This is a genomic window from Pseudomonas sp. P1_F7 (assembly GCF_056405655.1).
The window spans coordinates 170,052-194,870 of the sequence record NZ_JBFUBR010000007.1 but is presented as its reverse complement, the minus strand read 5'-3'; the positions used below and the strand labels follow the sequence as shown (position 1 = coordinate 194,870).

The window sequence follows — 24,819 nt, the reverse complement described above, 5'->3', positions numbered from 1 at the left end:
GGAATCACCGTGTATGCGCGTTGCGATTCTGGACGATGAGCCCGCCGAACTGCGCCGGGTCGAACAAACCCTGCAACAGATGGCCGAAGCCGGAGAGCAGCCGTGGTCGCTGCACAGCTTCGAACGGGCCGAAGACCTGTTGCGCCACCTGCGCCGGGAAACCTTCGACCTGTTGATCCTCGACTGGCAACTGCCCGACCTCACGGGATTGTCATTGCTGCTATGGACCCGCGAACATATGGAAGCGCCGCCTGCAGCCATCATGCTCACCAGTCGCGACGGCGAAAGCGATATCGTTCAGGCCCTGAATGCCGGCGCCGATGACTATGTCAGCAAACCGTTCCGCCCCAATGAACTGAAGGCCCGTGTTGGCGCGGTCCTGCGCCGACATGGCCAACATCGCGCGGCTGCCGAAGGGTTGAGCTTCGAAGATCTGGTTTTCGACGACGCCGAACTGACCGTCACTCGCGACGGCAAACCGATCGTCATGACCGAACGCGAATACCGCCTGGCGCATTGCCTGTTCAGCAACCTCGGTCGACCGCTGTCGCGGGATTACCTGTACGAACGATTCTGGCCCCATGAAGAAATGTCGTCGTCACGACCTCTGGACACTCACATCTATCGCCTGCGCAACAAGCTTGGGCTGACGGCGGATCGCGGTTGGCAGTTGCTGACGATTTATGGGTATGGGTATCGGTTGGAAAGTGTGACGCCGGCGAGCGAGTGAAACGCAGGCAATAAAAAAGGCCAATGCAGATGCATTGGCCTTTTCGTTGGCGTCGACCGGTGTAGGTTCACAAAATAGGTGATTCGAAAGCTCCAGCAATGGCTGGTAGAAAATCATCTTTTTTGTGAGTCCTCCGGTTGGAATTCACAAAATAAATGAGAAAAACCTACTCTCATCACAGAATAGATGCGTCCGAATAGAAACGCTCTCACTTCAGGCTTCAGGCTTCAGGCTTCAGCCGCTCAACCGTCCACCAGTGTGTTTGTGTATGCATGCGAGGGGCTTGGTGCCTTCCCGTCATCAATCTGCTGACCCCTGATAAGACCCCCTGCTTGTTTTTTCGGCAAAGCCGATCTCGTTTTGTTGGCGGAGTACCACAAAGCGACGGAAACCATATCAGCCGCGGTAAAGGTGATGGGAGCATCCGGGTTGTTTTTCTTGCTGTTTTTTGAGACCTGCAGGGCGAGAACTTCAGCGTCAACGTCGTTTGCCAGGGCTGATGCTACGCGACCTGCGCTAGCGCCTGTACGACTGGTCTGATTTGACGTCAGTTCCTCCCATGCATCTGCAGTAGCTTCAAGGCATTGCGAGATTTCAGTTTTCATTTCATGTTCCTTCTACGTCGTTTACTCGCCTGGGTGAGAAGTGGCAGCGCAAAGAAATTATGGGCCAAGCGACTCCCCTTATCTGTAGGCTTTTCCGAAGCCAAGCCTCGCCCTGCCACCTGGATAGGGTGATTAGTGGGCGTTTGATGAGATAGGAGGTTGAGCCTGTACGACGTGCTCTACGACATTGTTGACGTCACATTCGCATTGGGTTGAAACGTCAGGCTGATTTGCCCGTTCCTCAAGGAAGAGGGTGCCGCAGCGTTTGCAACCAAAGATCCGGGCTAAACCTTGCAATCCATTTGGCAGCAAATCAGATAAGCGATTCTTGGAGAACGGAATATCGTCGCGAATTGACGAACGCAGAATATTGCTCATTCGCCACTTACCGTCTGTGACGCGAGCGGACCAAATCGGCGTTCTAACTAAGTACCGCTGGGTACTGACTGAATGCGGCATAAAACGCGGTGTGGTATTGGGCTCCCGAGCTTCCTGTACGATGGAAAATCCCATCCCCATTTCACCACTCGCAAAATTGCCGCCAGAAAACCTGTCTAGGCTCGCTGCAGATAGTTCTGGGTGTGATGCTGGCGGGAATGGCCAAAAGTAGCAGACTTCGCTCGTCACTAGCTCAATGAGCTCACTGCGGTGTCGTTGTGGCCAGTCAACCGCCATATGGAGTCGCGCCTTCAGCGACGTATCGGGCTTCGAGATTAACCCGGCAGCGATCGCCAGGGTTGTGGTGGTTGGCTGCAGGGTGACACCTTGATCACTCAGTTTGAGATTCTTCAACAATGCACTAAAGGAAGCCTCGCGCGTCGAAGCAGGAATCTCCATATCCAGAAGCAACCGGACTTGAGCAACGCGAATACGTGACTTCTGGATGACTGCAATCACAATGGCGATTAGGTCGGTGGCAGACCAGTAATCAATTTTAAGAATGGTCTGCGCACGTTCCACGGATTCGAAACGGTTGAACTGTACCTCTGAACCTAGATGTACGTTCTCGACCTTCTCAAACGGAATCACTCTCTCGTTCCCAAGCTCAGGGCAGATGGTCCCGAGGGTGGCGTAAATCAGTTGATAGCTCGCAGTGCGTTTCAGCGAGTAGCCGGATTTCGCACAGGTTTCGATAAGGTCGTCGGAGAGAGACCGGACAAGGGACTTTTCTTTAGGCATGACTACTCCTCAAAGTCGACGCTTGAAGGCTGCACTTGTATTCGCCGTTAGGTGTGCATTGCCACGTCAACATAGGATTAGCATGGGTGATCAGAGCTACCAGATTGCACGGCGCGACCAGTTAGGCTGCTCTGAGGACGGAAATAAAACCAGATCCGCGCGATCAGCTCAAGCTTTTTTTGATGCTAGACAATCCCCCAAACCGAGAACGTTGCAATACCTGGATGGGTGCAAAATTTTTCGTGGACGTCATATTCGCGTCTACAGAAAAAGAGAATTTGATGATGGACAACCTGCTAATCGCGTTTCAGCTACCCGATGGATTTACCACCGCAACGGCACGTGGCGCCGCTACTGAGTCATGAGGCATACATTGCTGTAGGTGGGGATGGTGTTGTGAATGAGGGGTGTTTCACCGAGTTGGATATTACCCAGCAATGGTTTGACGATGCCGTTGGACATGGGGCGGTAGAACTTCGTGGGTCACGGTCAGTTGCGAACAGTCTGTTTGGCCAAAGCCTATCGACGTTCGATGAGGTAAGGATTGTGGAAAGTTACGCTGGTCAGCACTCCTAACCGATCCATTGACCTGCCAGTCGGGGCAAACTCAGCAGTATTGAGCCGAATCGGAAGCTGCTGGAGAGATATTTTGTCGGTGGCGAAGATTCTGCCTATGCGGCCTTGAATCTTAGAACCCCAGCTCTCCATTTTGCGACTTTGGCGATCGTGCTTTTCAGTACGGTGGTGCCCCCCCATGTTGACGTCGACGTCGAATTGACCCACGTGCCGAGGCAAGACTACCCCATCTCCAAACCCGCACAAATCCAGCACAGACAATGATTCGCGAGGAGTCAGACTAGGTCAGTGAAATCTCGGCAACTGGGTCGCCTCGGCGTCGGCGCCAACAGCGCGGGCACAGGCAGCCCCGTTGGGCAACGTCGCGGGTAGTGAAGATTGATAGACGCTCGGTTACATCAGCGTCAGGTTTGCCTTTCTCGGTCACTTGCTTGACCGGCTCGATCTTGAATTCTTCAATGTAAGAATGATTGCTCATGGCACGTCCTTCGATAGCTCAGTCTTTGGCCGCAAGGACACAAATCCGCGTATGAAACGGATTAAGGCCAGAGAGTCAGGGCCTTAGACAGTAGGCGCTTTCGACGTGTTCAATAGCCCCAATTCTGCAGAGTAACTTGATCAGTTGACGCAGGGGGAGTCTCTGGGAAAGAACACAGGATGAAAAAACAATGTCCTTGTAGCAATGCCGCTTCAGAAGCCGATATGGAGTTCGATCTCGACAACGTATTCGGAGCGGTCACCGCGCAGCACCGGAAAAGTGAGCGTAGAGATTCCGCTCTCGGCTAGTGCTAGAATTTCTTCCCGGTCAAAGGTTAGGCGCGTGCGGCCAAGCGAATCGTTGTCCGACAGATCGTCCAGCTCCCACCCCTCGACGCTCAGGGCCAATTCCTCGCCCGGGTCTGGCAGTTGCAACGGCGCCAGGTCAAAGTCGTGCCACGCTCCCGCCGAAACATCCCCTACCTCGGGGGTGGACAGCGAGGCCAACTCGGTGCGGGAACTCTTAGCGGTCAGGGTGAATGTTACCTCGTCGTCGCCAAGCCCGCCGGTCGGTTGGAGACACTGGAATCGGCGCAACCGCACTAGAAGAAACGAGATTGCCACCTCGGCAGGGAAAATCTGAACCGTGGTGTCTATCGACGTCTGAATACCATAGTGATCCGACATGTCTCGACCAGGACTCCACTGCTCGATCAGCACTGCGGATGCCGTTCCGTGGTGCGAATACAACAATCCAGAGAAACTGAATAGATAATCCAGTCGCTCAATCGTGGCACCGAACCGCGATGTGTCATCCACATCTCGAGTCGGATGGTCCTTGTGAAACGAGGAAATGACGCCATCGTCGCTTTCGCTGGTGCCGGTCGGGCGGGAGACACCTGCGACATTTGCCATTGGCAACAGGTCCACCGGGTTTCCCAGTGTGCTCACCAGATAGTCGTAGAGGTCACGGTGCGCGAAGTAGTCCACATTGAAGTCGCCGAAAAGAATTGCTGGGCCTACCACATCGCGGCTGGCGCGGATGAAGGCGGCAAGATGGCGAATTTGCGCCTCGACGGCGGCCCGAGCGCCCGCCGCTGACCCGCCGATAGTGGGGTGAGCTGCCTGGGTGTGGGTGAGGAACACGTCAACGGTACACGGATGACCGATCAGTTGGATCCGGGCGTGCAGCACGCCCTTGTTGGCCAGGCAATCGTCACCGGAACATTGGCGGAAGAGCGATTGCGCATGAGCAACAATCGGATGTCGACTCAAGAGCAGGAGCCCGCCGCCCATTAATTCGAAGTCGGCCACCCCAATATCCACGGCCGCCTCGTGCGGCCCGTCGAGTGTGTACGGGTACAGTTGCACCAACTCCGACGTGAGCCGGTCCCGATCGGAGGAGGTCCACACCTCGCTCAGGCCCACGATGTCGGGTTGACGTTCGCGCAGAACGCGGATCAGTACGCCAAGAGCCGCATCAGAATCGATCCCCTTGTACAGCGGCCCCGGTAGCAGCGCCATGTTCTGCGCGTAGAAGGTGAGCGGGGTGTCATGGCTGAGTTTCGTCAACGTACCGCCGACCGTTCGCGTGCCGTGCACGACGTCATGCACCAGGGAGTACTTGTTGTAGCGGATCGCATAGCGGTCCTGTTGCCACTCGATTCGCGCAAACGGGCTCCTGTGGCGGGGAAACTCATCGTCCTGCAGGGGGTCCCCGCCATAGCGGGGGCCGTCGTCGTAGTGCAGTTCGAGGCGTTCGCCAAACGGGATGTCGTAGCTGCATTGGAGCTGTGCGCCGCTGTGCAGACCGGATATATGTACTCGGGCTTGCCCGACCTTGGCCATGAACGACTCGAAGCTGCCGAACTCACTGGCACTGCCGATCTGGGTAATGAACACATTCGTGTCGCCGCCGACTCGGATCTCCTTGTCCTTCCATGGTCCGTTGTCGGTCCAGGTAGCTTCGAGAGCGCAAAAGAGCGCTACGTAGCTGTCGCCGGACCGGCCGAAAAACCAGCGTGCGGAATCATGATTGCAGCGGGCACTCTCTGGTCCACGGGTCTCGTCGAACTGGTTCTTAGGAAACCAAGCGTGGGTCCGCTCGCCAAACAACATTTTCTGGATCGACTGGGCCTTGTACGCGGTGATGGCGGCGCCGCGTTGCTGAACTACCCGCGGCTGCACCGCATTTCCGGTCCACCAGCTCGGGCCATCATGGGAGTCCGCGGGGTAGATTTTCTCGTTGATGTCGATGAGGCCGAATGCAAGGCTGAGCGTCACCTGAATGCCAGCCGATGGATAGCTGGTCCATACCATCGCGCCCTTGGAAAGGGCCGCCACACATGGCAAGCCCTGGAAATTCACCTGGCCCCGACGGAAGTTCTGAACACTGGCCAGTGTGGCACCTCCGGTGCGATAGGAGTAGATGTTGGCTCGACTCAGCACCGATCCCTCAGTGAACACCGAGAACATGTCCGCGGCATCCACCTCCGTGAAATTCGGTAAAGATTCACCGGCAACAGCGCCAGCGACGCCACCGGCGACGGCTCCGACCGGGCCCGCGGCGGCGAGGCCGACCAAGGCCCCGCCAATGCCGCCAAGGATGCCCCCCCCGACATCTTCGGCCGTGTCGGTGGCATCGGCGACCTTCTTTATCAGCGGAAGAATACTGTTAAACGGCGGCGTCTCCAGCAACCCACTATCGGTGGCCACTCGACGCGAAGCCAGGATGGTCTGCTTCGTCGCGTAAGCGGCCCGACTCCACCAGAACTCCATGTCCTCCGCTGTGCTCGTGCCCACTCCATAGCGCGAGGCCTCGTTGAATTCAATCGAGATCCGGCTGCGGGTGGTGAACCGTTGGGGGCCGGACTTGCCGAGCGAGATCAGCACGTCAGGGGGGCGGTACCCCGGCGAGGTGGCGAGGGAGACGGCGGCGTTGCTGGACTCCATGAAGTGCCCAAGCTGGCCGAACAACAGTTCGCTCGTATCTCGGATCGGCTGCTCCCAGACACAGTTCTTGTTCTCGAAGTAGGCCCGACCGGACGAGCCGGCAAAAGCTCCGCTTTGGGAATGCACGGCGAGGTCGAAGACTAGTAGGTCCATGACCATGGCAGCCCGGGTACGGATCTCCTTGTCGGCGGAAAAATCAACCAGATTCAGCAACGGCAGGACGTCTTCCCTGTAGTAACCGGGTGCGTTCCATTCCGCGAAGCCCAGGCGGAGACGTTCATTCAGCCAGCGCAGCACCCGAACACGCGCGTGAGCCATGTGTTGCCTGCCAGTCATGTCCCCTGGCCGCGGCGGACCCGATGGGCCCTCCTTTCGGTTGTTGCGCTGTGAGATGAACATCTCGTCAGGCCAGAACTGGCCGGCTAGGTACTCGGCGGCTGCGAAGAGGATTCGATGGTTCTCTGACCAATAGGTCATATCCTGGCCTGGTTCCATCTTTTCGTGCTTGTTGAGGTTTTTGTCTTCCCGGATTTGCTTGGCCTGTCCCTTGAATTCGGAGCAGTGGAACGGGTCGTCGAACCAGTATTTGAAGTTGGTAAATGAGGTGTGGAGCACGACCGAGCCGCCGGCCGGAAAGTTCACGTCGCGCTGAAGCTGGTTCGGGTCACGCCAGGCAAGGGCTGCGTCATGCAGATGGTCAGGCGTGTCATCGAGCAAGTACATTATCCGCAGGATTTCGTTGGCGCCGAAGTCAGCGGTTTCCAGCAAGTACTCCATGTGCGCTGAACGGATGTGTCCGGCCCAGTAAGTGTCCGGGTCCAGGCCGGTGCGTTCCCAACCGAAGAGTTCGTCCTGCCGCTCCGGGTGGGCGCGGGCCAGAAGCGCACGACTGAGCGCCGTTTCCCTGCTATCGTCCAGGAGCCATTTCCGCTGGATGGCGTCGCGCTGCACGTATGGACGTTTGTTCAGTGCGTCGCAAACCAATTCCAGCCCGGGATCCAGCCGGACCAGCCCGACATCGTGGACGGCATCGCACATGGTCGCGTACTTGGCCTGGTAGGGCGAAATCATCTCGCCGGTCTCACTGTCCGGTTTGGGTACGGGGGCGCGTCGGAGTTCCGAGTCGTCCCAGCGATGAAACTGCTCGGATTTCACAAGCGCCTGCTTAGCCAGGCACTCGAGATAACGTACGCGGCGCGCGTCATAAGCAATCTGCCAACCGCTGGCTCCATTAGCCGGTCCATCGAAGGGATCCATGGAATGCACCTAGTCTTGGAATCAGACGTTGGGATCTGGTTTCTCGACCCACTCCCCGGCTGTGAGCGACCACATCGGCAGCAGGTCGTCACGTCGGGCGCGGACAAGGTCCGAAGCCAAACGGAACTCCCAGGGAGCGCCCACGGCGACTTCGGAGCCATCCTCCGCGCCCTGATGCCTCATCTGTGAGACCAGAGACACCCAGAGTGATCCACCGACGTCGAGCAGCTCGTCAGTGGTGGGGATTTTGCCGGTGTTGAGGAAGCGTTCGAAGGCGACTTCATAGCCCGGCCGGATCGGCAGAACCACGCGGGTCGACCCGGCGCTGAGGAAGGCTGCAAATTGCGGGTCCGCTTCCGAGTTTAGAAGCTTGCTGACCCAAGATGAGCGGGAGCCCCAGAAGTAGGGGAAGAGTGCATATTGGAGATGCTCCCACTCTACTGCCTGTTCGAAAAACCGGATGTAGGCGGACAGCGCGATGGTTGCGGCCGCAACGGGATAAGGGAAGCCGAATGAGTCGACCTCAGTGGCGTTGAAAGTGCTGAAGTTCTGATTGGTCAACACAGCCAGTGTGGTGCGTTTTAGCTCGGACTGGATGATGGCGGCTTTCCGCTCCGGAGACAAACTCTGTAGTTGGAGCCGGGCAGTGGCATCCCGATTGGCCACCCGCTCCTCGTAGTCCGCAAACCGCCGTTGGTTGGCCGCGAGGATCAGACCATGGGCTTTGGTCTGCCAGGCGGAGATGGCCTCCTCGGTGGGTTCGCAGATGATCTCGATGCCGATGACCAACGTCGAGATGCTGGGACTCACACCGTTGCCGTCGGCGATGAGGCCAACCGGTAGGCTCTCCACCTCCCCATCAAGCTTTCCGCTGAAGACCTTGCCGTTCCACCACGCGCCATCAAGGGCCACTGTCTTGGATCCGATGATGGCGCGGAGCACGTACGGTTCCCATCCGCTGACAGATGCCACCAAACGGTACGTGACCGCTTTGTACCCCTTGGGTATCTGGGTTTTACGGCATTCACCGATCTCGAGGGTGTTGGCATTGAGTTCGGTGTTGAAAGGGTCGGCTGCCTTCTGGCCGAAGTTTTCGGTGACGATAATCTGAGCCTGAGGAGGCGCATCAATACCGGTTGCCTGATGACCGGTGGCATAGTAGGACCAGTTGAACAGCGAGATCTGGTCTGCTGGGACAGTGAACTTGGCTGGCCGTGGCGGAAGCGCGGCCTGGCCGCGGGGGCGGGAGAGCGCCTCGCGGAACAGGACTGCGGGTTCCGGGATGATGATGTCGTAGAGGAGTCGGGGCGCGCCATACTTGTATACTTGCGCCTTGTAAACCTTGTCCAACCATTGGTACACGCCGAATCGGACGTCCTTTTCTGTCGTATTTTCGAGGACGTGCTCCATAAATTCTTCGGTGCGCTGGAGTTGGCGCAATACGGATGTCTTTCGAATTCGGTTCGACGAACTTGAAGACACCTGATCGGTGACCGCCTTGGAGAAACTCTCGGGCCCGTCGCTGGTGAGTGGACCGCGGCCCGCTCCAACCGCTTGGGTGGTCGTTTTGCCGGAACTCTGCTCCGCCGTCGTCTGGGCGAGGGACTGCAGACTGGTTTGCTCTCTGTCCGTCGTGTCGGTGATTTCTAACTCGTTCAGCTGTCGCATCGTGTGGGTCAATTTCTCGCCGCCGAGGATGTTTTCCAGGGAAGCGACCTCTCCGCGTTCGTAGTGGCTGAGGTGAGTTCTGACCAAGTAAAGGTCCGCAATCCCAAGTGACTTGATCTTACTAAATGACTCAGGGGGCACTTCGGCGACCGGTTCCGCTGTGGAGGGATCATCCACCGGGTCAACATAGTACTCACGCAGTGCCTTAGAAATCTGATCCCTTACTCCTCTCGATACCTTCACATCTGTTATGAGGTCCGGCATGGCGTTGTCCTACGATACGAGACGGCTAAGTTGGATCGCTAGGTCACGGAGGTTCCGGGTAGCCTGCTCGTAGGCAGACGTCACCCGACTCTCCATCAAGTGAACCGTAGCAACCGCGGGGTCCAAGTCCATTTCGCGTAGTGTTTTGCGGGCAGGCTCGGATAAAAGTCGTAGGGCAGTGTCGGAAAAGACGACGTTTAACCGCGAGGCGGCGCGTCGAAGCGTTGAGGCGCCGACTATGGTGTCGGCGACGTCGAATTTCTTCTGTGGCTTCGGCTCAATCTGTTCTCGCCGAATCACATCCGCGACACCCTGCGTGCGGTACAGCGATGACAGCGGGCGTTGTTCTCCAAATTCGCGAAGCACTAGTTCGCCCTCATCGTGACTCGCAATTTCGATCAACGTTTGGCTCAGGCGGAGGTGTAGATCACGGACGGCTTCAAACTGTTTAAGTAGAGCAATGGCGACGTCATCGGGAGATTGACGGGGAGATTTGACATCCGACACGGCTTTCTCGCGCAGGTCTAGCAAAAACTCCGGAAGGACAAGTGGTGCGTGCAGCAGCGAAGCGAGCTGAGTTAAGGATGCGCCGCCTTTCAGGACAGCCTCGATCACGCCGTACGTACGCACTAATTTCAAGGCCGTGGTGGCACTGGGGCCTGCTGCATCCAGCAGGTAGCCTGCAAGAACGCTATCCCGCGCACGGGCTACATCTTCCATCCACTCGGATGGTTTGGAGTTCCCCGTAACCTCGCGAACCTTCGCCTCGATTTCTTCCGGCGTTCTTCGTGGTAAATCGTCAGCAAGCCATTCGTAAAGAGTCATGAACTCCGAACCATGGCTCACTTCGGCTGCCTCTCTAAGAAAACGGCCGCTCTCGACAAATGACTTCGCGGTGGTCACCGCGTCTGCCTGAGGATTAGGCCCTGCGGTAGCATCGACTAACTCACGCTGGAAATAAGATGAATCGCTGAGCATCAGCGAAGTCAGCCCTCCCCTTTTCGCCGGCCGAAGGGCAACGAAATTGAGGATCTTGTCCATGACTTCCTCCGATGAAGGTGACGGCGCAGCAAACGCAGTACAAATCATAAATTCAAAGAGTAGTTCCTTGCTTCGAACTCCTTAGTACTAATGTTGATCAGCTAAATAGCCATTCCATCAATGGGTGCCGCAATAGTTGGCCGATCTCACTCGCCCGCTTCGTTGGCAGCCACGTCCGCACATCCTTAAATAGGCATACGGGCCATACCCATTCATTCGAGCCGATTGGATCAAGCTCATGATCGCCGCCGCCCGCTTGCCACTGCGCAATGACTCGGCAAGCAGCCAGTCCGAGCGCCCAAGTGCTCTGGATACAAGGCAAGCTTTGAACTGGGCATCACGGAGATTGGCTGCATGGCCCATGCGCGCTGCAAGTTCTTCGATTTGCACGCGACCAACAAGAGCCAGATCGCCGAAAAAGCGCTGCACTACATCGCGGCCTTGTACGAAGTTGAACGAGAGGCACGCGAGCTGGAACCGAGTACCGTATTAGAGCAGGTCCATAGTGGCTAGGGAGTCAGCTATTCGGTAACCCATCGCTTTGTACCCCGCCTGGCGCTTATCCCACATTCGTAGCAACGCAGCATTCCCCACGTCAACGAAGTCGATCACTCGCACGTCGGTTTTATCCGCATGGGCTCGATGCAATCGGCCTGCGTATTGCTGAAGAATACCCTTCCAAGAAATGGGCATTGCCAACACCAAAGTGTCCAAAGCTGGATGATCGAAGCCTTCACCAACTAGCTTTCCAGTTGCTACAAGCACACGTGGGGCATCAACTGGAAGCGAGGCAAGCTCGTGCATGCGAGCGATTCGCTGTTTTTTGGGCACGCGCCCATGAAGTGTAAAAAGGTTTTGCACGCGCCCCTGCAATTTCACCTCGAGAGCGTCCACATGTTCAGTACGCTCAGTTAGTACCAGGATCTTCCTACCTTGGCTAAAGGCTAGCTCAACCTCGGACACAATTTTGGCTGTACGCTCGATATCGTCGGCTAGGCGTCGAAACATGTCCTGAATCCCTGAGCCGTCGGGGGCGACAATAGGCTTGGAAAGTAATCGGGGCACCACAGACAGATCGTGAGGGGCACTTGCCGGTCGGGCAGCAGAGTGTCGGATCGGTCCGCACTGCATAAAGATGATAGGTTGTTGCCCATCACGGCGTACCGGAGTTGCTGTAAGTCCCACCACATAGCGTGCGGTAGCGCTCTTCAATAACGCCTCGAACGAAATCGCTGACACGTGATGGCACTCATCAACGATGATCTGGCCATAGTTTTTTACCTTATCGCTAACTTCACCTTTCCGCGATAAAGACTGCATCACAGCGATATCGATAACCCCTGTGGGTTTTGCTTTTCCGCCACCAATGGTTCCCACGACGCCATTGCCGACGCCTAGAAATGCCTGCAAACGTTCTTGCCACTGCCGTAGCAGCTCAGTCCTATGCACAAGCACCAACGTGTTAACACTGCGCTTCGCTATCAACGCAGCGGCACTCACGGTTTTGCCAAATGCGGTCGGGGCACACAGGATGCCGACGTCATGACTAAGCATCGCGCTGACCGCTACTTCCTGATCAGAACGCAAAGTGCCGAGAAAACTCACGTCGATGGGGTCGCCTGTAAAGCGCTCATCTTGGAATTCAGCGGTGATTCCATTTCCCGCCAGAAGCTCCAGCGCAGCATCCAAGCATCCACGTGGTAACGCGATGTGTTTAGGGAAATTTTGCGCGCAGCCAATGACCCTAGGTTTGTTCCAGACCGATAGGCGCATGGCCTGAGCCTTATAAAACTCAGGGTTTTGAAATGCTGCAAGCCTGACAAGCTGGTTTGCCAAGGGCTGCGGTAATTCCGATTTTTCGAAGTACACCAGGTTGGCCAGTGTGATACGAAGAGACGCAGGTAACGGACAAGTCAATTTACGCGATCTCGAATCACGATCTTTCCAAGGTTCAGCATCCACCTCGTCCTCGACATACTCGACGCCTACGGGATCACGGTCACCCATCGCCCGGATAATCGCCGGCTCAATATCCCCAGGGCTCATCCGCTGAATGGAGGCCAGAAAGGCCCATTGATCGGAATGAGGTTCCAGTGAGTCATCTACAAAAATGCTGTTATTTTTGGCCCTGGCACGCTTTTGCAAAGGCAGTGCAATAAGGTTCCCAAAGCCACCCTTGGGCATATAGTCCTGGTTTGGAAACAGTCGATCATAGGAGCTGAGTGCCAATTGGCGGGTACGCTCACAGGCATGACTGATGATCGCGGCACCTAGGCGGCGTGCATCGTAAGCAGAAACATTACGGTCGAAAAAAATCCACGCATGAGCACCATTGCCTGAACGCGAAATCTCCAATGCCACTGGGACATTTAGCTCATGACACGACTGAACAAAAGCTCGGGCATCATCACGCCATTCAGCCTCATCGAAGTCGACGGCAAGAAAGTAACAGGTGTCATCAGGGAGCAAAGGATAGATGCCAACCACCACGTCGCCTGCCAAGTGACGAAAAATCACCTCATCGGTCAGCGGCAACAATTGACGATTGCCGCAATCGCCACATTTGATTCGCGGCTTCTCACAAACCCCAGGTCGCCATTCGTTAGCACAGGCAGGCGCGTATCCTGACTTGCCTGACTTGCTTTCCCAACGGATGGGATAAACGTCGGCCCTACCACGAAACAGGCTTCTGAATAGAGCAACCTTGCCGTCAGTGTTGAGTTGCTGCAAAGGCTCAATTTGAACGACCTGAATTTTTACCGGCTCAGGCAGGTGCCAATCAATCCCATGAGCGTCAAGCAAGGCAATTAACCTAGCGTTCTCAGCTTGTAATTTCGCCAGCAGATCGGTGTTCGTCAAAGCTTCCACCTCTACTAAAAGCAAGCCTCGCTTTGAATGGGTGTAAGGCATACTTGTGGAGATTGTGAGTCAAGACCATGCCTACACTATACGCTGCCTAAGACGGTACGATTCGTACGGATCCTAGCATTCGGCAACATGAACAAGGCACAATGCCATCCTATGTGCTGACTTTAAAGGTATACGAACCAAATGAAGCTAGAGTCAAAAGATCCTATTATTAGAACTATAATCTCTCAAGTAGAAGAAAATGAAATTGATTTAGAACCAGACTTCCAGAGAGGCGAAGTCTGGAATACTGCAAAAAAACAGATGCTCATTGATACCATTTTGAGAAACTGGCAAATGCCACCCGTTTTTGTGGTGTCTAGCGAAGATGGGTTAGATAAAGCAGTTTTAGATGGGCATCAACGGCTAACATCAGTAATGGATTTTTACAACAACAAATATAAAGTTGATGGACTAATTCAACCATCAAACAGCGAAATTGAAAGTCTGCACAATCTTTATTACAAAGACCTTCCTGAGCATGTGAAAAAAAGATTTCAAAACTACTCAATACGAATGTTTGATATAACTGATTACAATGAATCAGAACCATTTGAGCTATTTTTTCGACTAAATCAAAGCGTAAAACTAACCTCAGCCGAAAGAAGGAATACTTTTTACGGAAAGGTTAGGGAGCAGGTAAAAAAACTTGTTTTACTAATGGAGAGCTTAAATTATAGCCGAGATACAATTGGGTTTTCTAACACTCGCCTTTCATATCACGACGTGATTGTTCGAGTAATGCTTACACTAGAGACAAAATCTCTATCACGTAAAATGACTGATGCGGAAATTACTGATAGATATCGGTCACACATGTCATTTGATCACGACATTGAAAAAAGAATATCGACATCATTGCAACTACTTATTAATGCTATCAACAAAACAGGAAAACTAAAACTAAGCAAGCCTTCTTTATTCTCGATAATTGAGTTTATATCTGAGCATTCTGACGTCTTTACCCCCACCGAGATAGAAATATTCCTAATTAAATACAAAGAAGCACTATCTTTCAGAGAACAAATATTAAGCACCTCTTCAGTGCTTGATGCTTGGCTACTAAAAGAATACACCTATCGCTTAAGCACTAGTGTCAACGACTCTAAGTCATTAATTATACGACGATTCTTTATCTATTATATCGCCTCAAACGCTAAAATCCTTCCAGACACAAATAGTGATCACGTAAACAACACAATCAACGCACTAAGCCACAAACTAAATGAGCTCCAAACAGAAGAGGCATATGAGATTTTAACAAATAATCATTGGGGAACTATAGAATGAAATTGGCATCGCTAGGTGACATGCGTAGAAAGCTAATATTCGCCAACCCCAATGAAGGAGCGACACATGCTTTATCCACATCCGATGGAAGAGAGCTAAAATTTCACTTAGTAAATGCGTTCTGCGGGTTGAATGGTTCTGGAAAAACTAGGCTTCTGAAGTGCATTGAATCGACTGACGTGATTTCTACGATAGACGAATTTGAGATACACAAATCTGACCCTAAGTCGATTTATATTAGTCCAGCTGATTTGGTGTCGCAAAGTATAAGAAAAACGGTTCAACTTAAATCTCAAGGAAATTTTGAGGACCTCATTCAGGCGTATGAGCCTTTTGAGTTTAATCAAGAGTTGATTGACCAAGTCAATTACGTGATTCACTCAAACTTTAGCAAAATATCTGTTTTGACCCTAGAAAATACAGAGGGTCAGCATGCTAACGATACAGAAACTTTTCAATATTCATTAGCGGAGAAAAAAGATGGAGTATGGGATACTCTCACGCTCTCTCACGGAGAAATATACGCGATACTTATCATATGGATAATGGCAACTTCTGAGGAGTTTAATGTATTTCTAATCGACGAACCGGAAACGTTCCTCAGTCCTCTTGCTCAAACGAGACTTTCGCATATCTTCATTGAGTTTTCTGCCAAATCGAAAAACAACAACATTCAAATTATTACTGCAACCCACTCCCCATACATACTAGACGCGATTGGGTACAATCATTCGTTCACGGTGAGCAAGGAGGGCGGTAGACTAAACATTGAGCGAGCGAATAAATCGATTCTTAATAATATTGGTATAACTCACGAGCAGAAAAAAATTCTGCTCGTCGAAGATGCTAAGGCGAAATTTGTTTTAGAGTCCATTCTTGATAATTTTCTTCCTGCATGGAAACATGATACGGTCGTATTCTCTTGCAAGAATGGCGAGTCTGATCTTTCTGAAATATATGGCCGTATCATTGACAAGGGCGAGAGTAAAATTTTCCTTGTGTATGATGGCGACATTATCGATAAAGGTATTACCTTCAACGACGTCGAAAAAACTTATTCCTTGATGCTTCCTGGAAAAAAAGCGCCCGAGGAAGAGTTAATTGATGCAGTAAACTCGTCTTTAGCTGACTTTCTTGAGGCTTTCCCTGATCTCTTTAAGAGGAACATCAAGGCTAATCTAGAAGCCGTTAACGGAATTAATCATCACGACTATTTTGTTGAATTATCCAAGAGATCAAGAGTTAACGAGTTCCTCATACTGCAGTGTGCATTCCAGGTGTGGCTTAAGGCCAACCACAAAGAATGTGCTTCATTAATAGAAAAAATTCAAGCTTAGTTATCTTTTAGTAGGAAAAAACGCTCCAATTGTCTAATGACTATCGTTCTGCTAAAAAATATGAATTTAGGGTAGAGTTGATAGGCGTCGATCAGCCCAACCAACGATTATCTAGAGCGCCGGGCCTCATTATGAGGCTCGGATGTGTCGACATAGCTAGTAGCTATTCAGTAGACCGGGGATTTTTAGCGGCCCCTGTCATACTTCCAATACCTATATAGCCGTGATAACAGTGTTCAGCTGCAAGTAGACGAACCAGGCAAACGAAGCAGCACTCATTGAGAGCAATAGCATCATTACCAGTCTCCGCAATGGATGCATATTATCCTGCCAAAACGCCACAATTTCGGCAAAGACTGAGGCACCGTTGTCCTCAGTGAAGAGGTAGCTCAATCCCTCCGTTTCCCTAGTAATATTCACTTCACTGCGCTTCGGCACTTCATGTGAAACCTCTACACCTGAGTCGAACCAGTACACGATGAGATCCCCAACCTTCGCACCGTCCCCTTGCTTCGTAAGATACTCATCGACTCTTCTCAAAGACAAACTCCTAATGAGGGGACGACTACCCTCATATATCACCGACGGAAAGAATTTTTCGAGTTTGTCACTGTATTTATCTTGTCGCCAAAATCCGATTTTTGTTATCAAACTATATTCATATAAAGCACTTTCTATATGCGTACATTCATAAACTCCGAAACCAGAAAATGCAGGGACACCATAGCCCCGCATGATTGCTAAAGTTGTTCGATCATGTGCATTATTTTCTAGTTGCAACTGTGATGGGTGAGGCCACCACTCGAACTTTTTCCACCATCGCCGAAGCTCATCTTCCACCAGTGCCTGTAACCATCTCCTACGATGTTGCCCCAGATAGCGTGGCGCTCCTTTCAGCGTCTGCTTGAGGAGTAAAGGGCAACAAAAAGCAAACCACGCACCCGCGATCAGATAAAGCAATCCTGCAATCAGCAGCCAGTTGAAAGGCTCACCACTCACCTCTGTTCCTCTTAACCCAGGTGCAGCCTGGAAAAAAGCGCTGACCAAGCCGCCAACAGCGGCGAATCGAATTCCTGTTGAGGTAGTTAGGTAAGACAGAAACGTCCAGCTAGTCCTTTGTCTGAGCCAGTGATAGCGCATCTCTTGTCTTGTATTTCTACGATTGCCCGGGGATGCTCGGTACATCTCTTGGGGAGGGAACTGATTAAAAAACCAAGCCAATGGGTTCTGCTCAAGGAATCGCTCAATGAGCATTCTCCGGCGATAACGGTTGACCATCCGGTAGTACTCTTTAGCCGTCTGAAACCGGCTTTTCTCAGTCTGATCATGCTTTTCTTGGTCGTTTACTTCTGGATTTTTCTCGGACATCAACTACTCCTTAATTAAGTAAAACAACTCAAACTGGAGACGCCAGTAGGGCAACAATTGTGAAGCAAGCATGGGTTACTCGCTGGTAGTTTCCGCCCACAGCATGCGGTAGCGGAAATATTGCGCTAGTCAAAATAGGGTCGGGAAACTCACGCGCACAATGTGACTACTAATTTGGAGCTGCTCTCCAATACTCACATGAGGGAGTATTTCTTAAATCTCTTTTCAGCACATAAAAAAAGCCCCTAAACAGCAGGGGCCTCAAGGACAAATCGCTAGAATCAGGTCAGATCTACAATCGGAGCGGTTGGTGCGTATGCCTTCACCGCAGTAATACCAGCATCACGCGCTTGGGTAGTGGTGTAGGTCTCACTAGTCCCTATCACTTGGCCATTGCTCGCATTCAAAGTGAAGTAATACTGGTAATTGGAAGACGTCAACCTTTTGTAGTAACTCTCGTGAGGCGCGTGAGCCCTCACCGACTGAATGCCGTTTTGGCAGTTTGCCTTAGTCGTGTAAGCCTCACTGGCGAGGATTTTTTCCCCATTCGGCGCTTTAAGGCGGAAGTAGTACTGCCGATTGGAACCCAAGAAAATCTCAAATTTCGCACTCATTAGCCGTACTCCTCACTTCTCTTTGCGAACGCCCTTGAACGGTGTTTTGTCCGAAGTCTTTACGTCCATGAACTGGCCGGTATCTGTATCACGCTTGACCCAGTGACCCGAGGGAGTCTGAGTCTGAGAACGATCCCGGACAGCCCCATTACGATGCCCGTCACCTGCCGGAGGATTTGTCGCCATATCAATCACCATTCTGATTAATTTATCCAGTTTAACCAGGGGCTAAACAAACCCCTTGGCGTCGAAGAAACATTACGCCAGCATTCTGGATTTGTAAAGCTGTTTAAGCAGATTGGCCAATAGCCTGGTAAACGTACTCGATGCCGCCGGATTCTGCGGTCTCCTCGGTCCTGAGAATGTATCCCTGATCGAGTAGCTTTTTCAGTTTGGTACTGGCATTGGGTACTGAAATCTTGAGCGTTTCTGCCGCCCAGGAGGCGGTGATAGAGCCTTTGGTAAGTACACAAGCCATAAGCTCTTGCGCTGACGAACTGATCTCAGGGCCGATGACCTCAAAATCGTCTCCTGTCCAAACAGTCAGAGGCTGATCTTTGGCTTGGGCCGCATAGCTCCAGTTATCAAGAAGATCTCGGTTTTTGACATCCTTCAGAAAAAAACCGCGCTCCCCTTTAAAGAGCTTGGCTACAGCGACAACACTTTCTCTAGGGAAGGATGCATCTGTTGCCTCTATCTCAGCTAGCGAGATGCCGAAAATGGAGTATTGAGGATGAGCCTCAACGACATCGAGAAGTCTCCGAAAGGTAGCTTTTCCCTGAACATTGCCAAAGGGATGGTCATCCTCGGTGAGGTCACGTAGCTTAACGGTATAAGATTTCTGATTCATTTTTTGAGTTTAACCAGAGCCATCTAGCTGTCAATCAAGAATTCGAAGCAGATGTGAGTTCCGTGGAGAGTGGGCATGCCTACACGGTAGTCACTAGTAAGCTTTCCCTTCGAGTAAGCCATAGTCAGCTCGAAATTTTTTTGCCTGATCGAAATGGTTGCGTTGAAATCTGCCGCCACATCCCCGCTACGTTTCAGGCCCAGTCCGCGGCCATCATCACTCGAACTAGAAATCTGTCCCTGCTTGAACACCTGTAGCACCAGCTCCGGCCCCGCTTCGGGCTTCGAAAAATCAAGTTGCCTAAAAATAGCCGGGTATTTTTGTTCCAGGACAGGCTGGAGGCTCCCTACGATTCCAATACCGCTGTCGGATATTACCGTTTGAATTTTTCCGCCCTTTGGGTAGTGCTGGAGCGCTGCGAAACCTGGGATCGTTGATTGTGCGTGGTCTCGTACGTTGCCAAATAGCTCAGAAATCACGGTGAATGCGGATTGTGAGTAGCGTTCACCCGCGCAGCTAACGAGACTTGTCTTCAGACGTTTAGGAATGGTCTCATCGGGTAAGCGATGGTCAATCGACGCCAGCTCAACCACTCCATCATTATTGCCGTGATGAACTTTGGCGCCGGACCACTTGGGTCTGTTCGGGAGCACTTCGACCTGACCATCTAGATGGTCAAAGAAACCAAGACGATTAAAGTAACTGAGTGTCGTTTTGCAAGCAGTGAAATCTATTGAAACTGACTTCTTCAGCGCCACCAACTGATTGCAAAGTGCCAGTATGCGCGCAGCTGCATCGATCATAATTTTGCAGCCCTTGGGTACGACAAACTCGACCATAGAACAGCCGAGATCCAAAGGTGATCCGGTAACCACTAGTACCTCTTCGAACGACGCGCTTCCGACCCAAATATCCCCTTTGAGTGAAATGGTTAGCTTTTCAGGATTCACCAAAAACCAGCAGTTGTCCCCATTTCGAACAAATCTCTCACTGTGCCTATAGAGAATGGGGTTCACCACAGCTTTCTGTGAGCCAAGATGGCGGGCGATATCTTTCGCCATCACTCCGGGGTTTGACCTCAGAAACTTTTCAATATCAGCAATCATTTACGGATTCAACCACCTAATGTCCTTGGCTCCCAGCGTTCCTGGATGAGTTTCACAGTAGCGAGATACTAACTCTCAACCTGTCACTTTTTGCTGCCCACGCACTATAAGTGGCCCATCAACATTACAACAAAATTTTTCATCGCGAGTGGATCCTGAGATTCAAGAATCACTGCGACGACTGGATGCGTCTTCCTTGGGTCATTACTCTAGCCGCATCTGGAAACGCTCTTTCAACCGCTCAATCGTCCAGCGCCACTTAGGGGTGGTCGGGCGGCAGACGGTGTTCTGGTTACCGAACATACCGACCTCCTTGACGGCTTGCTCGACCGGAACCGTATGTAGCCATTCTATCGGCACGAAGTATTCGGACAGATCAGAGTTATTGATGTGCTCGGCATGGTAGGTGCCATGTAGGGCCGCTTGCATAACCGGTACATCAATACCGTTCTGTTTCACGGTGAAGTCCGTCGCTGCAGTGGCCAAACCGGTTACTCGACCAACACCTACATAACCTTGCTGCGGAATGTTCACCCATACTCGGTCGCCTGGTGCGAGCATCTTCAGGCTTTTGCTGTACCAGGTGCCGCCGCCGCCACAGATAAAACCAAACGCCAAGGCATCCTGCCAAGCACGCGTGGCGCTGTGGCCGAAGGAGCAGTAGTACTCGCCATTCCAGGGTTCGCTTTGCCCGCCCGTATTACCGCTGCTGGCATTGACCTGGGTTTCGGCGGGGTCGATCAACCAGGAGCGGCTGATCAGCTGCTGCTCGCCAAGCTGGAACACCTGAAAACACAGCACGTTGATCGCTATATCCCGCTCACTGAGATAGGCCACGATACGCTCCGTGCTGGCGTCAAGCCCTGAGGCGACGATGATGATCTGATGACTCTGGTTGAGCGCATCCTCATCCAGCGGCAGGCCGAAGTACCTGCGGAAATCGGCAGCCAGGTCAGCATCCTTATTGAAGCGTTTGTAGATGGCAGCGATATCCTCGGCAGCCAGACGCTCCACCCATGACGCATAGTCCAGCGCCTGCGCAACCACATCACGAGGTGTGCGGTCGCGCTTGAGTTCGATCAGTACCAGCGAGGCATCAGGCGCAATGGCTAACAGGTCTATTCGTCCACCCAGCCCGGTGCTTTCCTGGCGACCGATCAGCATCCACTCATCTGACAGGACGCGTGGTGCGCTGACGATCATGTCCTCCAGCAACTGTTCACTGGGTAGGATGCACTCTCTGAGCTGATGGGGCTGTCCGTTTACCGTCCAGATTTGTGTTTTGACGGGCATGAGTATCCTTACCTGAAGTCCCTGATATCCGTGCCTTAGGCGACAGCCCGCTCGACCAGAGTGCTGGCCAATTGCTCGTTGAGCTGGCGGGCCTGGGTCAAGCGGTTTTTGAGTTGGTCGCAGAGGGCCATCAACTCATCGACTTTGGCGACGATACGGTGTTGTTCTTCCGCAGGCGGAAGAGGAACGGGAATATTTCTAAAGTTCCCTAATCCAATTCGCGTAAGAGTTAATCCATGATGGTGAATCGCAGCAAACTCTCGTGCCATTTTTGAGTTCAAGTAATAGAGGACGTACTTTGATGAAATCTGCGGATGGACAGAGAATCGATAGCAATCCGCTTTTACGACGGCCGGACCAATACCTTCTGGGGCAATACAGCACCGAATTGACGTATCAATCAGACCCGCAACAATCAAATCTCCCGGTAAAACTTGATGCTTACTAATTTTTTCAAATCGATCCTGATCGATATAGGCTCGATGCTCGTTACGAAATTCACCATTGCCAATATTTTGCAGTCGAACAACCCGATACCCTGGAGTCTCAATGTAGTGCTCTGTCTTTAAATTAGCACCAAAAGGTCCATCCGTAATTGCGCGAGGTTCGTCTGCGGAAATCTGATCTACAGAGCTCCACGTCCAAGTTTCCGGAAGCAGTTCTATAAACGAAGATACGGCGTCCTTAGCAAGTATTACTATTTTTCGCTTATCTGATCTGGAGAATAGAATACGTTCAGACAGCTTCGCGCCGGATTCTTCCATTGAGTTTTGTGGCACCAGCTTACCCAACATGGCCAGTTGCAGTAGCGCCTGTTTGAGGGCGTCGATGCTGGATTCGGTAGTGAATAGGGTGTGGAAGTGTTCCGCCAGACGCTGCCAGATGGCGGCAAAGTCGGTAGCGTCCTTGGCCTGAGTCAAGCTGTCGAGCAGCGCTTGTATCAGTCGGGAGTGGGCGCTTTCGGCGTCGACCTGCTGGGCTTCCAGGCGGTCGCACAGGGCCATCAACTCATCGACTTTGGCGCCGATTCGATGTTGCTCAGCGAGAGGCGGGATGGAAATGAGCAATTGAGTTGATTGGCTCAGGTACAAACACGGCTGGGCGCTCTGCTTTACTCCCGCCCAGATTGACCGCTGAACGGTAGGCGACTTCAGCGCTAATGCTAGATATTGGACGTTAACTATCAACGGCTTGATGAGCGTAACGCTACGAACGATCACCATTTCTTGATTTGTCGGAACGACAGTCAGGCGCCCAAGTGTTGCACCTACCGACACCATCATGATATCCCCCTCTTCGGGGCAGCAACGCTCCCAACACTTCTCTGCGACGGAGCGCATCACAAAGTCAGTCGTTGTATAGTCCATGTACCCATCACGGACGTTCTTGGCAGTTACCAACGGGATTTGGGATTTATCTGACGTGCGAGGAGGTGTTAGATGTTCTCCGTCAGTAACCTGCTTCGAGCAGTCACTTAGTCGCCCCCACTCCCAACCTTCTGGTAACTCAAACGGATTTTCTTCCGCGCCAATCTCCGCCATCGGCTTCTGCTTCTTGATCTTGCCCTCAGCCACCAACCGCGCCTTTTCCACGGCAATCCGCTTAAGCAGCTCGCTGGCCGGTGCATCACTCGGATCCTGTGGCACCAACTTGCCACGCACCGCGATTTCCAGAATCAGCTCCCGCAGCTTCTTGATGCCATTCGGCGCACCAGCCAATATGGGCAAGTTGTCGGTCACTAACGCAGTCATGCCTGACGCTCCAGGGCTTCAGCGAGGACGGCCTTCAACTTTTCACGCAAGTCGCTGATTTCACTATTCAATTTAGCGTAATCACGCAGCAGCTCATCCGGGTCGTGGCTGATCTGCTCACCGATATGCGGGTTCTTGCAGTCCAGACTCCAATTGCGGGCCTGCAGCTCTTCGACGCTGACTTTCCAGGCGAATTCATTTTCCACTCGCGCGGCAAAGCCATCGGCCTCGCTGCCCCACCAACTCTCTTCCACGGCAAATTCTTCGATGCGCATTGGGCGTGTCTTGGAGTAGTTCTTCACTCCTGTCGGGTACTGATGTTCGTAAAACCACACGTGCTTAGTCGGTAGGCCTTTGGTGAAAAACAGCAGGTTGGTTTTAATGCCGGTGTACGGATTAAACACACCATTGGGCAGTCGAACGATGGTGTGCAGGTTGCACTCGGTCAGCAGCTTTTCCTTGATACGACTCTTGATGCCTTCACCGAACAGGAATCCATCAGGCAATACTACAGCGGCGCGACCACCGTCCTTGAGCAGCTGCATGATCAGCACGAGAAACAGGTCGGCGGTTTCGCGGGTACGGAAGGCAGCGGGAAAGTTGGTTTCGATGCCGTCTTCTTCCATGCCACCAAACGGCGGGTTGGCGACGATGCAATGCACGCGTTCACTCGGTCCCCAGCTGATCAACGGCTTGCCTAGAGTGTTGTCGTGGCGAATCTGGCTGGGCACCTCGATGCCATGGAGGATCATGTTGGTGGTGGCCAACAGGTGCGGCAGTGGTTTTTTTTCTACGCCGAAGATGCTGGCCTGCAAGGTGCGCTCATCTTCAGCGGTTTTTACATAGCGGCTGCGCTTGTGCTCGATGGCACAGGTGAGAAAGCCACCGGTGCCACAGGCCGGGTCCATGACCATTTCGTCCAGCTTGGGATCGACCATTCGCACCATGAATTCAGTTACAGGACGTGGGGTGTAGAACTCACCGGCGTTACCCGCGTTCTGTAGGTCACGCAGCAGTTGCTCGTAGAGGTTGCCGAACTCGTGGCGCTCCTGAGCCTTGTTGAAGTCGACGCCTTCCTGAATCTTGTTAATCACCTGGCGCAGCAGTTGGCCCGACTTCATGTAGTTGTAGGCGTCTTCGAACACACTACGCACTACGAAGGCGGAGGGGGTGGTGCTGTATTCGTGGAGGCTTTGCAGCTGCGGGAACAGGTTGTTGTCGATGAAATCCTTCAGGGTGTCGCCGGTCATGCCTTCCGGGTTGGCTGCCCAGGTGCGCCAACGGCAGCTATCTGGGATCGGCGAGCGGTAGTTGTCGTCCATCAACTCCCATTCCATCTCGCGGTCATCGAAGATCTTCAAGAACAATAGCCAGACCAATTGGCCGATGCGTTGAGCATCGCCATCGACACCCACGTCTTTGCGCATGATGTCCTGGATGGATTTGATGGTGCTGCTGATGGACATGGGAATCTCGCTGGCTTACTGCAAAACAGTGGGTTCAAGGAATAGGCAGTGTGGGGCTGCCTATGCCGAAAATTCGGGGGGCGGGCAG

The 24,819-nt window shown here is 52.7% G+C and carries 16 protein-coding genes and 3 pseudogenes; 4 read left to right on the top strand and 15 right to left on the bottom strand.

The window, feature by feature from the left end; translation table 11 throughout:
* Window positions 1-13 precede the first annotated feature (13 nt).
* Window positions 14-730 (top strand): response regulator transcription factor, encoded by a 717-nt coding sequence (locus AC1D1M_RS13040; protein ID WP_477775930.1) that lies wholly within the window; start codon window positions 14-16, stop codon window positions 728-730.
* A gap of 242 nt (window positions 731-972) precedes the next feature.
* On the opposite strand, the gene AC1D1M_RS13035 is transcribed toward AC1D1M_RS13040, so the two are convergent.
* The 7 genes and pseudogenes from AC1D1M_RS13035 to AC1D1M_RS13005 all read right to left on the bottom strand — a co-directional run.
* Window positions 973-1,335, bottom strand: coding sequence for a hypothetical protein (locus tag AC1D1M_RS13035; RefSeq protein ID WP_477775929.1), 363 nt, complete (start codon window positions 1,333-1,335; stop codon window positions 973-975).
* A 132-nt stretch (window positions 1,336-1,467) separates the two neighbouring features.
* Entirely contained in the window at window positions 1,468-2,514 is a 1,047-nt protein-coding gene (locus AC1D1M_RS13030) for a hypothetical protein (protein WP_477775928.1), read from the bottom strand.
* Window positions 2,515-3,466: 952 nt separating this feature from the next.
* Window positions 3,467-3,568: pseudogene (locus AC1D1M_RS13025) on the bottom strand (type IV secretory system conjugative DNA transfer family protein); the annotation flags it as partial.
* Window positions 3,569-3,780: 212 nt separating this feature from the next.
* Window positions 3,781-7,776, bottom strand: coding sequence for an endonuclease/exonuclease/phosphatase family protein (locus AC1D1M_RS13020; RefSeq protein ID WP_477775927.1), 3,996 nt, complete (start codon window positions 7,774-7,776; stop codon window positions 3,781-3,783).
* A 21-nt stretch (window positions 7,777-7,797) separates the two neighbouring features.
* Window positions 7,798-9,708, bottom strand: coding sequence for a hypothetical protein (locus AC1D1M_RS13015; RefSeq protein WP_477775926.1), 1,911 nt, complete (start codon window positions 9,706-9,708; stop codon window positions 7,798-7,800).
* A gap of 9 nt (window positions 9,709-9,717) precedes the next feature.
* Window positions 9,718-10,749, bottom strand: coding sequence for a hypothetical protein (locus AC1D1M_RS13010; protein ID WP_477775925.1), 1,032 nt, complete (start codon window positions 10,747-10,749; stop codon window positions 9,718-9,720).
* A 97-nt stretch (window positions 10,750-10,846) separates the two neighbouring features.
* Window positions 10,847-11,055: pseudogene (locus AC1D1M_RS13005) on the bottom strand (transposase domain-containing protein); the annotation flags it as partial.
* Here AC1D1M_RS13005 and AC1D1M_RS13000 point away from each other — a divergent pair.
* Window positions 11,056-11,223: pseudogene (locus tag AC1D1M_RS13000) on the top strand (IS66 family transposase); the annotation flags it as partial.
* 15 nt (window positions 11,224-11,238) lie between these two features.
* Here AC1D1M_RS13000 and AC1D1M_RS12995 read toward each other — a convergent pair.
* Window positions 11,239-13,608, bottom strand: a complete 2,370-nt coding sequence (locus AC1D1M_RS12995) for a TOTE conflict system archaeo-eukaryotic primase domain-containing protein (RefSeq protein ID WP_477775924.1) — start codon at window positions 13,606-13,608, stop codon at window positions 11,239-11,241.
* A gap of 192 nt (window positions 13,609-13,800) precedes the next feature.
* Between AC1D1M_RS12995 and AC1D1M_RS12990 the strand changes: the two genes are divergently transcribed.
* Together AC1D1M_RS12990 and AC1D1M_RS12985 are read left to right on the top strand one after the other, a co-directional pair.
* The gene (locus AC1D1M_RS12990; RefSeq protein WP_477775923.1) at window positions 13,801-14,946 is read left to right on the top strand and encodes a GmrSD restriction endonuclease domain-containing protein; all 1,146 of its coding nucleotides are present in this window, start codon (window positions 13,801-13,803) and stop codon (window positions 14,944-14,946) included.
* Entirely contained in the window at window positions 14,943-16,283 is a 1,341-nt protein-coding gene (locus tag AC1D1M_RS12985; RefSeq protein ID WP_477775922.1) for an ATP-dependent nuclease, read from the top strand. The genes AC1D1M_RS12990 and AC1D1M_RS12985 overlap by 4 nt, the downstream gene beginning before the upstream one ends.
* 213 nt (window positions 16,284-16,496) lie before the next feature.
* Here the strand turns inward: AC1D1M_RS12985 and AC1D1M_RS12980 are convergent, their stop codons facing one another.
* The 7 genes from AC1D1M_RS12980 to AC1D1M_RS12950 form a co-directional block, all read right to left on the bottom strand.
* Complete coding sequence (locus tag AC1D1M_RS12980; RefSeq protein ID WP_477775921.1) at window positions 16,497-17,651, bottom strand: DUF308 domain-containing protein; 1,155 nt, start codon at window positions 17,649-17,651, stop codon at window positions 16,497-16,499.
* A 281-nt stretch (window positions 17,652-17,932) separates the two neighbouring features.
* The gene (locus AC1D1M_RS12975) at window positions 17,933-18,265 is read right to left on the bottom strand and encodes a YegP family protein (protein ID WP_477775920.1); all 333 of its coding nucleotides are present in this window, start codon (window positions 18,263-18,265) and stop codon (window positions 17,933-17,935) included.
* A gap of 289 nt (window positions 18,266-18,554) precedes the next feature.
* Window positions 18,555-19,115, bottom strand: coding sequence for a DNA-binding protein (locus tag AC1D1M_RS12970; protein ID WP_477775919.1), 561 nt, complete (start codon window positions 19,113-19,115; stop codon window positions 18,555-18,557).
* A gap of 23 nt (window positions 19,116-19,138) precedes the next feature.
* The gene (locus tag AC1D1M_RS12965; RefSeq protein WP_477775918.1) at window positions 19,139-20,221 is read right to left on the bottom strand and encodes an ATP-binding protein; all 1,083 of its coding nucleotides are present in this window, start codon (window positions 20,219-20,221) and stop codon (window positions 19,139-19,141) included.
* Window positions 20,222-20,425: 204 nt separating this feature from the next.
* On the bottom strand, window positions 20,426-21,514 hold the full coding sequence (locus AC1D1M_RS12960; protein WP_477775917.1) for a nuclease: 1,089 nt from the start codon (window positions 21,512-21,514) through the stop codon (window positions 20,426-20,428).
* 35 nt (window positions 21,515-21,549) lie between these two features.
* Window positions 21,550-23,265, bottom strand: a complete 1,716-nt coding sequence (locus AC1D1M_RS12955; protein WP_477775916.1) for a restriction endonuclease subunit S — start codon at window positions 23,263-23,265, stop codon at window positions 21,550-21,552.
* Window positions 23,262-24,731, bottom strand: a complete 1,470-nt coding sequence (locus AC1D1M_RS12950) for a type I restriction-modification system subunit M (RefSeq protein ID WP_477775915.1) — start codon at window positions 24,729-24,731, stop codon at window positions 23,262-23,264. Before AC1D1M_RS12950 ends, AC1D1M_RS12955 begins: the two co-directional genes overlap by 4 nt.
* Window positions 24,732-24,819: the final 88 nt, after the last annotated feature.

Excerpts from the sequence above, each read along its gene's own strand:
- AC1D1M_RS12990 (WP_477775923.1), top strand. The coding sequence starts at position 13,801 with ATGAAGCTAGAGTCAAAAGATCCTATTATTAGAACTATAATCTCTCAA.
- AC1D1M_RS12960 (WP_477775917.1), bottom strand. The coding sequence starts at position 21,514 with ATGCCCGTCAAAACACAAATCTGGACGGTAAACGGACAGCCCCATCAG.
- AC1D1M_RS13020 (WP_477775927.1), bottom strand. The coding sequence starts at position 7,776 with ATGGATCCCTTCGATGGACCGGCTAATGGAGCCAGCGGTTGGCAGATT.
- AC1D1M_RS13035 (WP_477775929.1), bottom strand. The coding sequence starts at position 1,335 with ATGAAAACTGAAATCTCGCAATGCCTTGAAGCTACTGCAGATGCATGG.
- AC1D1M_RS12950 (WP_477775915.1), bottom strand. The coding sequence starts at position 24,731 with ATGTCCATCAGCAGCACCATCAAATCCATCCAGGACATCATGCGCAAA.
- AC1D1M_RS13030 (WP_477775928.1), bottom strand. The coding sequence starts at position 2,514 with ATGCCTAAAGAAAAGTCCCTTGTCCGGTCTCTCTCCGACGACCTTATC.
- AC1D1M_RS12985 (WP_477775922.1), top strand. The coding sequence starts at position 14,943 with ATGAAATTGGCATCGCTAGGTGACATGCGTAGAAAGCTAATATTCGCC.
- AC1D1M_RS12955 (WP_477775916.1), bottom strand. The coding sequence starts at position 23,265 with ATGACTGCGTTAGTGACCGACAACTTGCCCATATTGGCTGGTGCGCCG.
- AC1D1M_RS12970 (WP_477775919.1), bottom strand. The coding sequence starts at position 19,115 with ATGAATCAGAAATCTTATACCGTTAAGCTACGTGACCTCACCGAGGAT.
- AC1D1M_RS13015 (WP_477775926.1), bottom strand. The coding sequence starts at position 9,708 with ATGCCGGACCTCATAACAGATGTGAAGGTATCGAGAGGAGTAAGGGAT.
- AC1D1M_RS12975 (WP_477775920.1), bottom strand. The coding sequence starts at position 18,265 with ATGAGTGCGAAATTTGAGATTTTCTTGGGTTCCAATCGGCAGTACTAC.
- AC1D1M_RS13010 (WP_477775925.1), bottom strand. The coding sequence starts at position 10,749 with ATGGACAAGATCCTCAATTTCGTTGCCCTTCGGCCGGCGAAAAGGGGA.
- AC1D1M_RS13040 (WP_477775930.1), top strand. The coding sequence starts at position 14 with ATGCGCGTTGCGATTCTGGACGATGAGCCCGCCGAACTGCGCCGGGTC.
- AC1D1M_RS12980 (WP_477775921.1), bottom strand. The coding sequence starts at position 17,651 with ATGTCCGAGAAAAATCCAGAAGTAAACGACCAAGAAAAGCATGATCAG.
- AC1D1M_RS12965 (WP_477775918.1), bottom strand. The coding sequence starts at position 20,221 with ATGATTGCTGATATTGAAAAGTTTCTGAGGTCAAACCCCGGAGTGATG.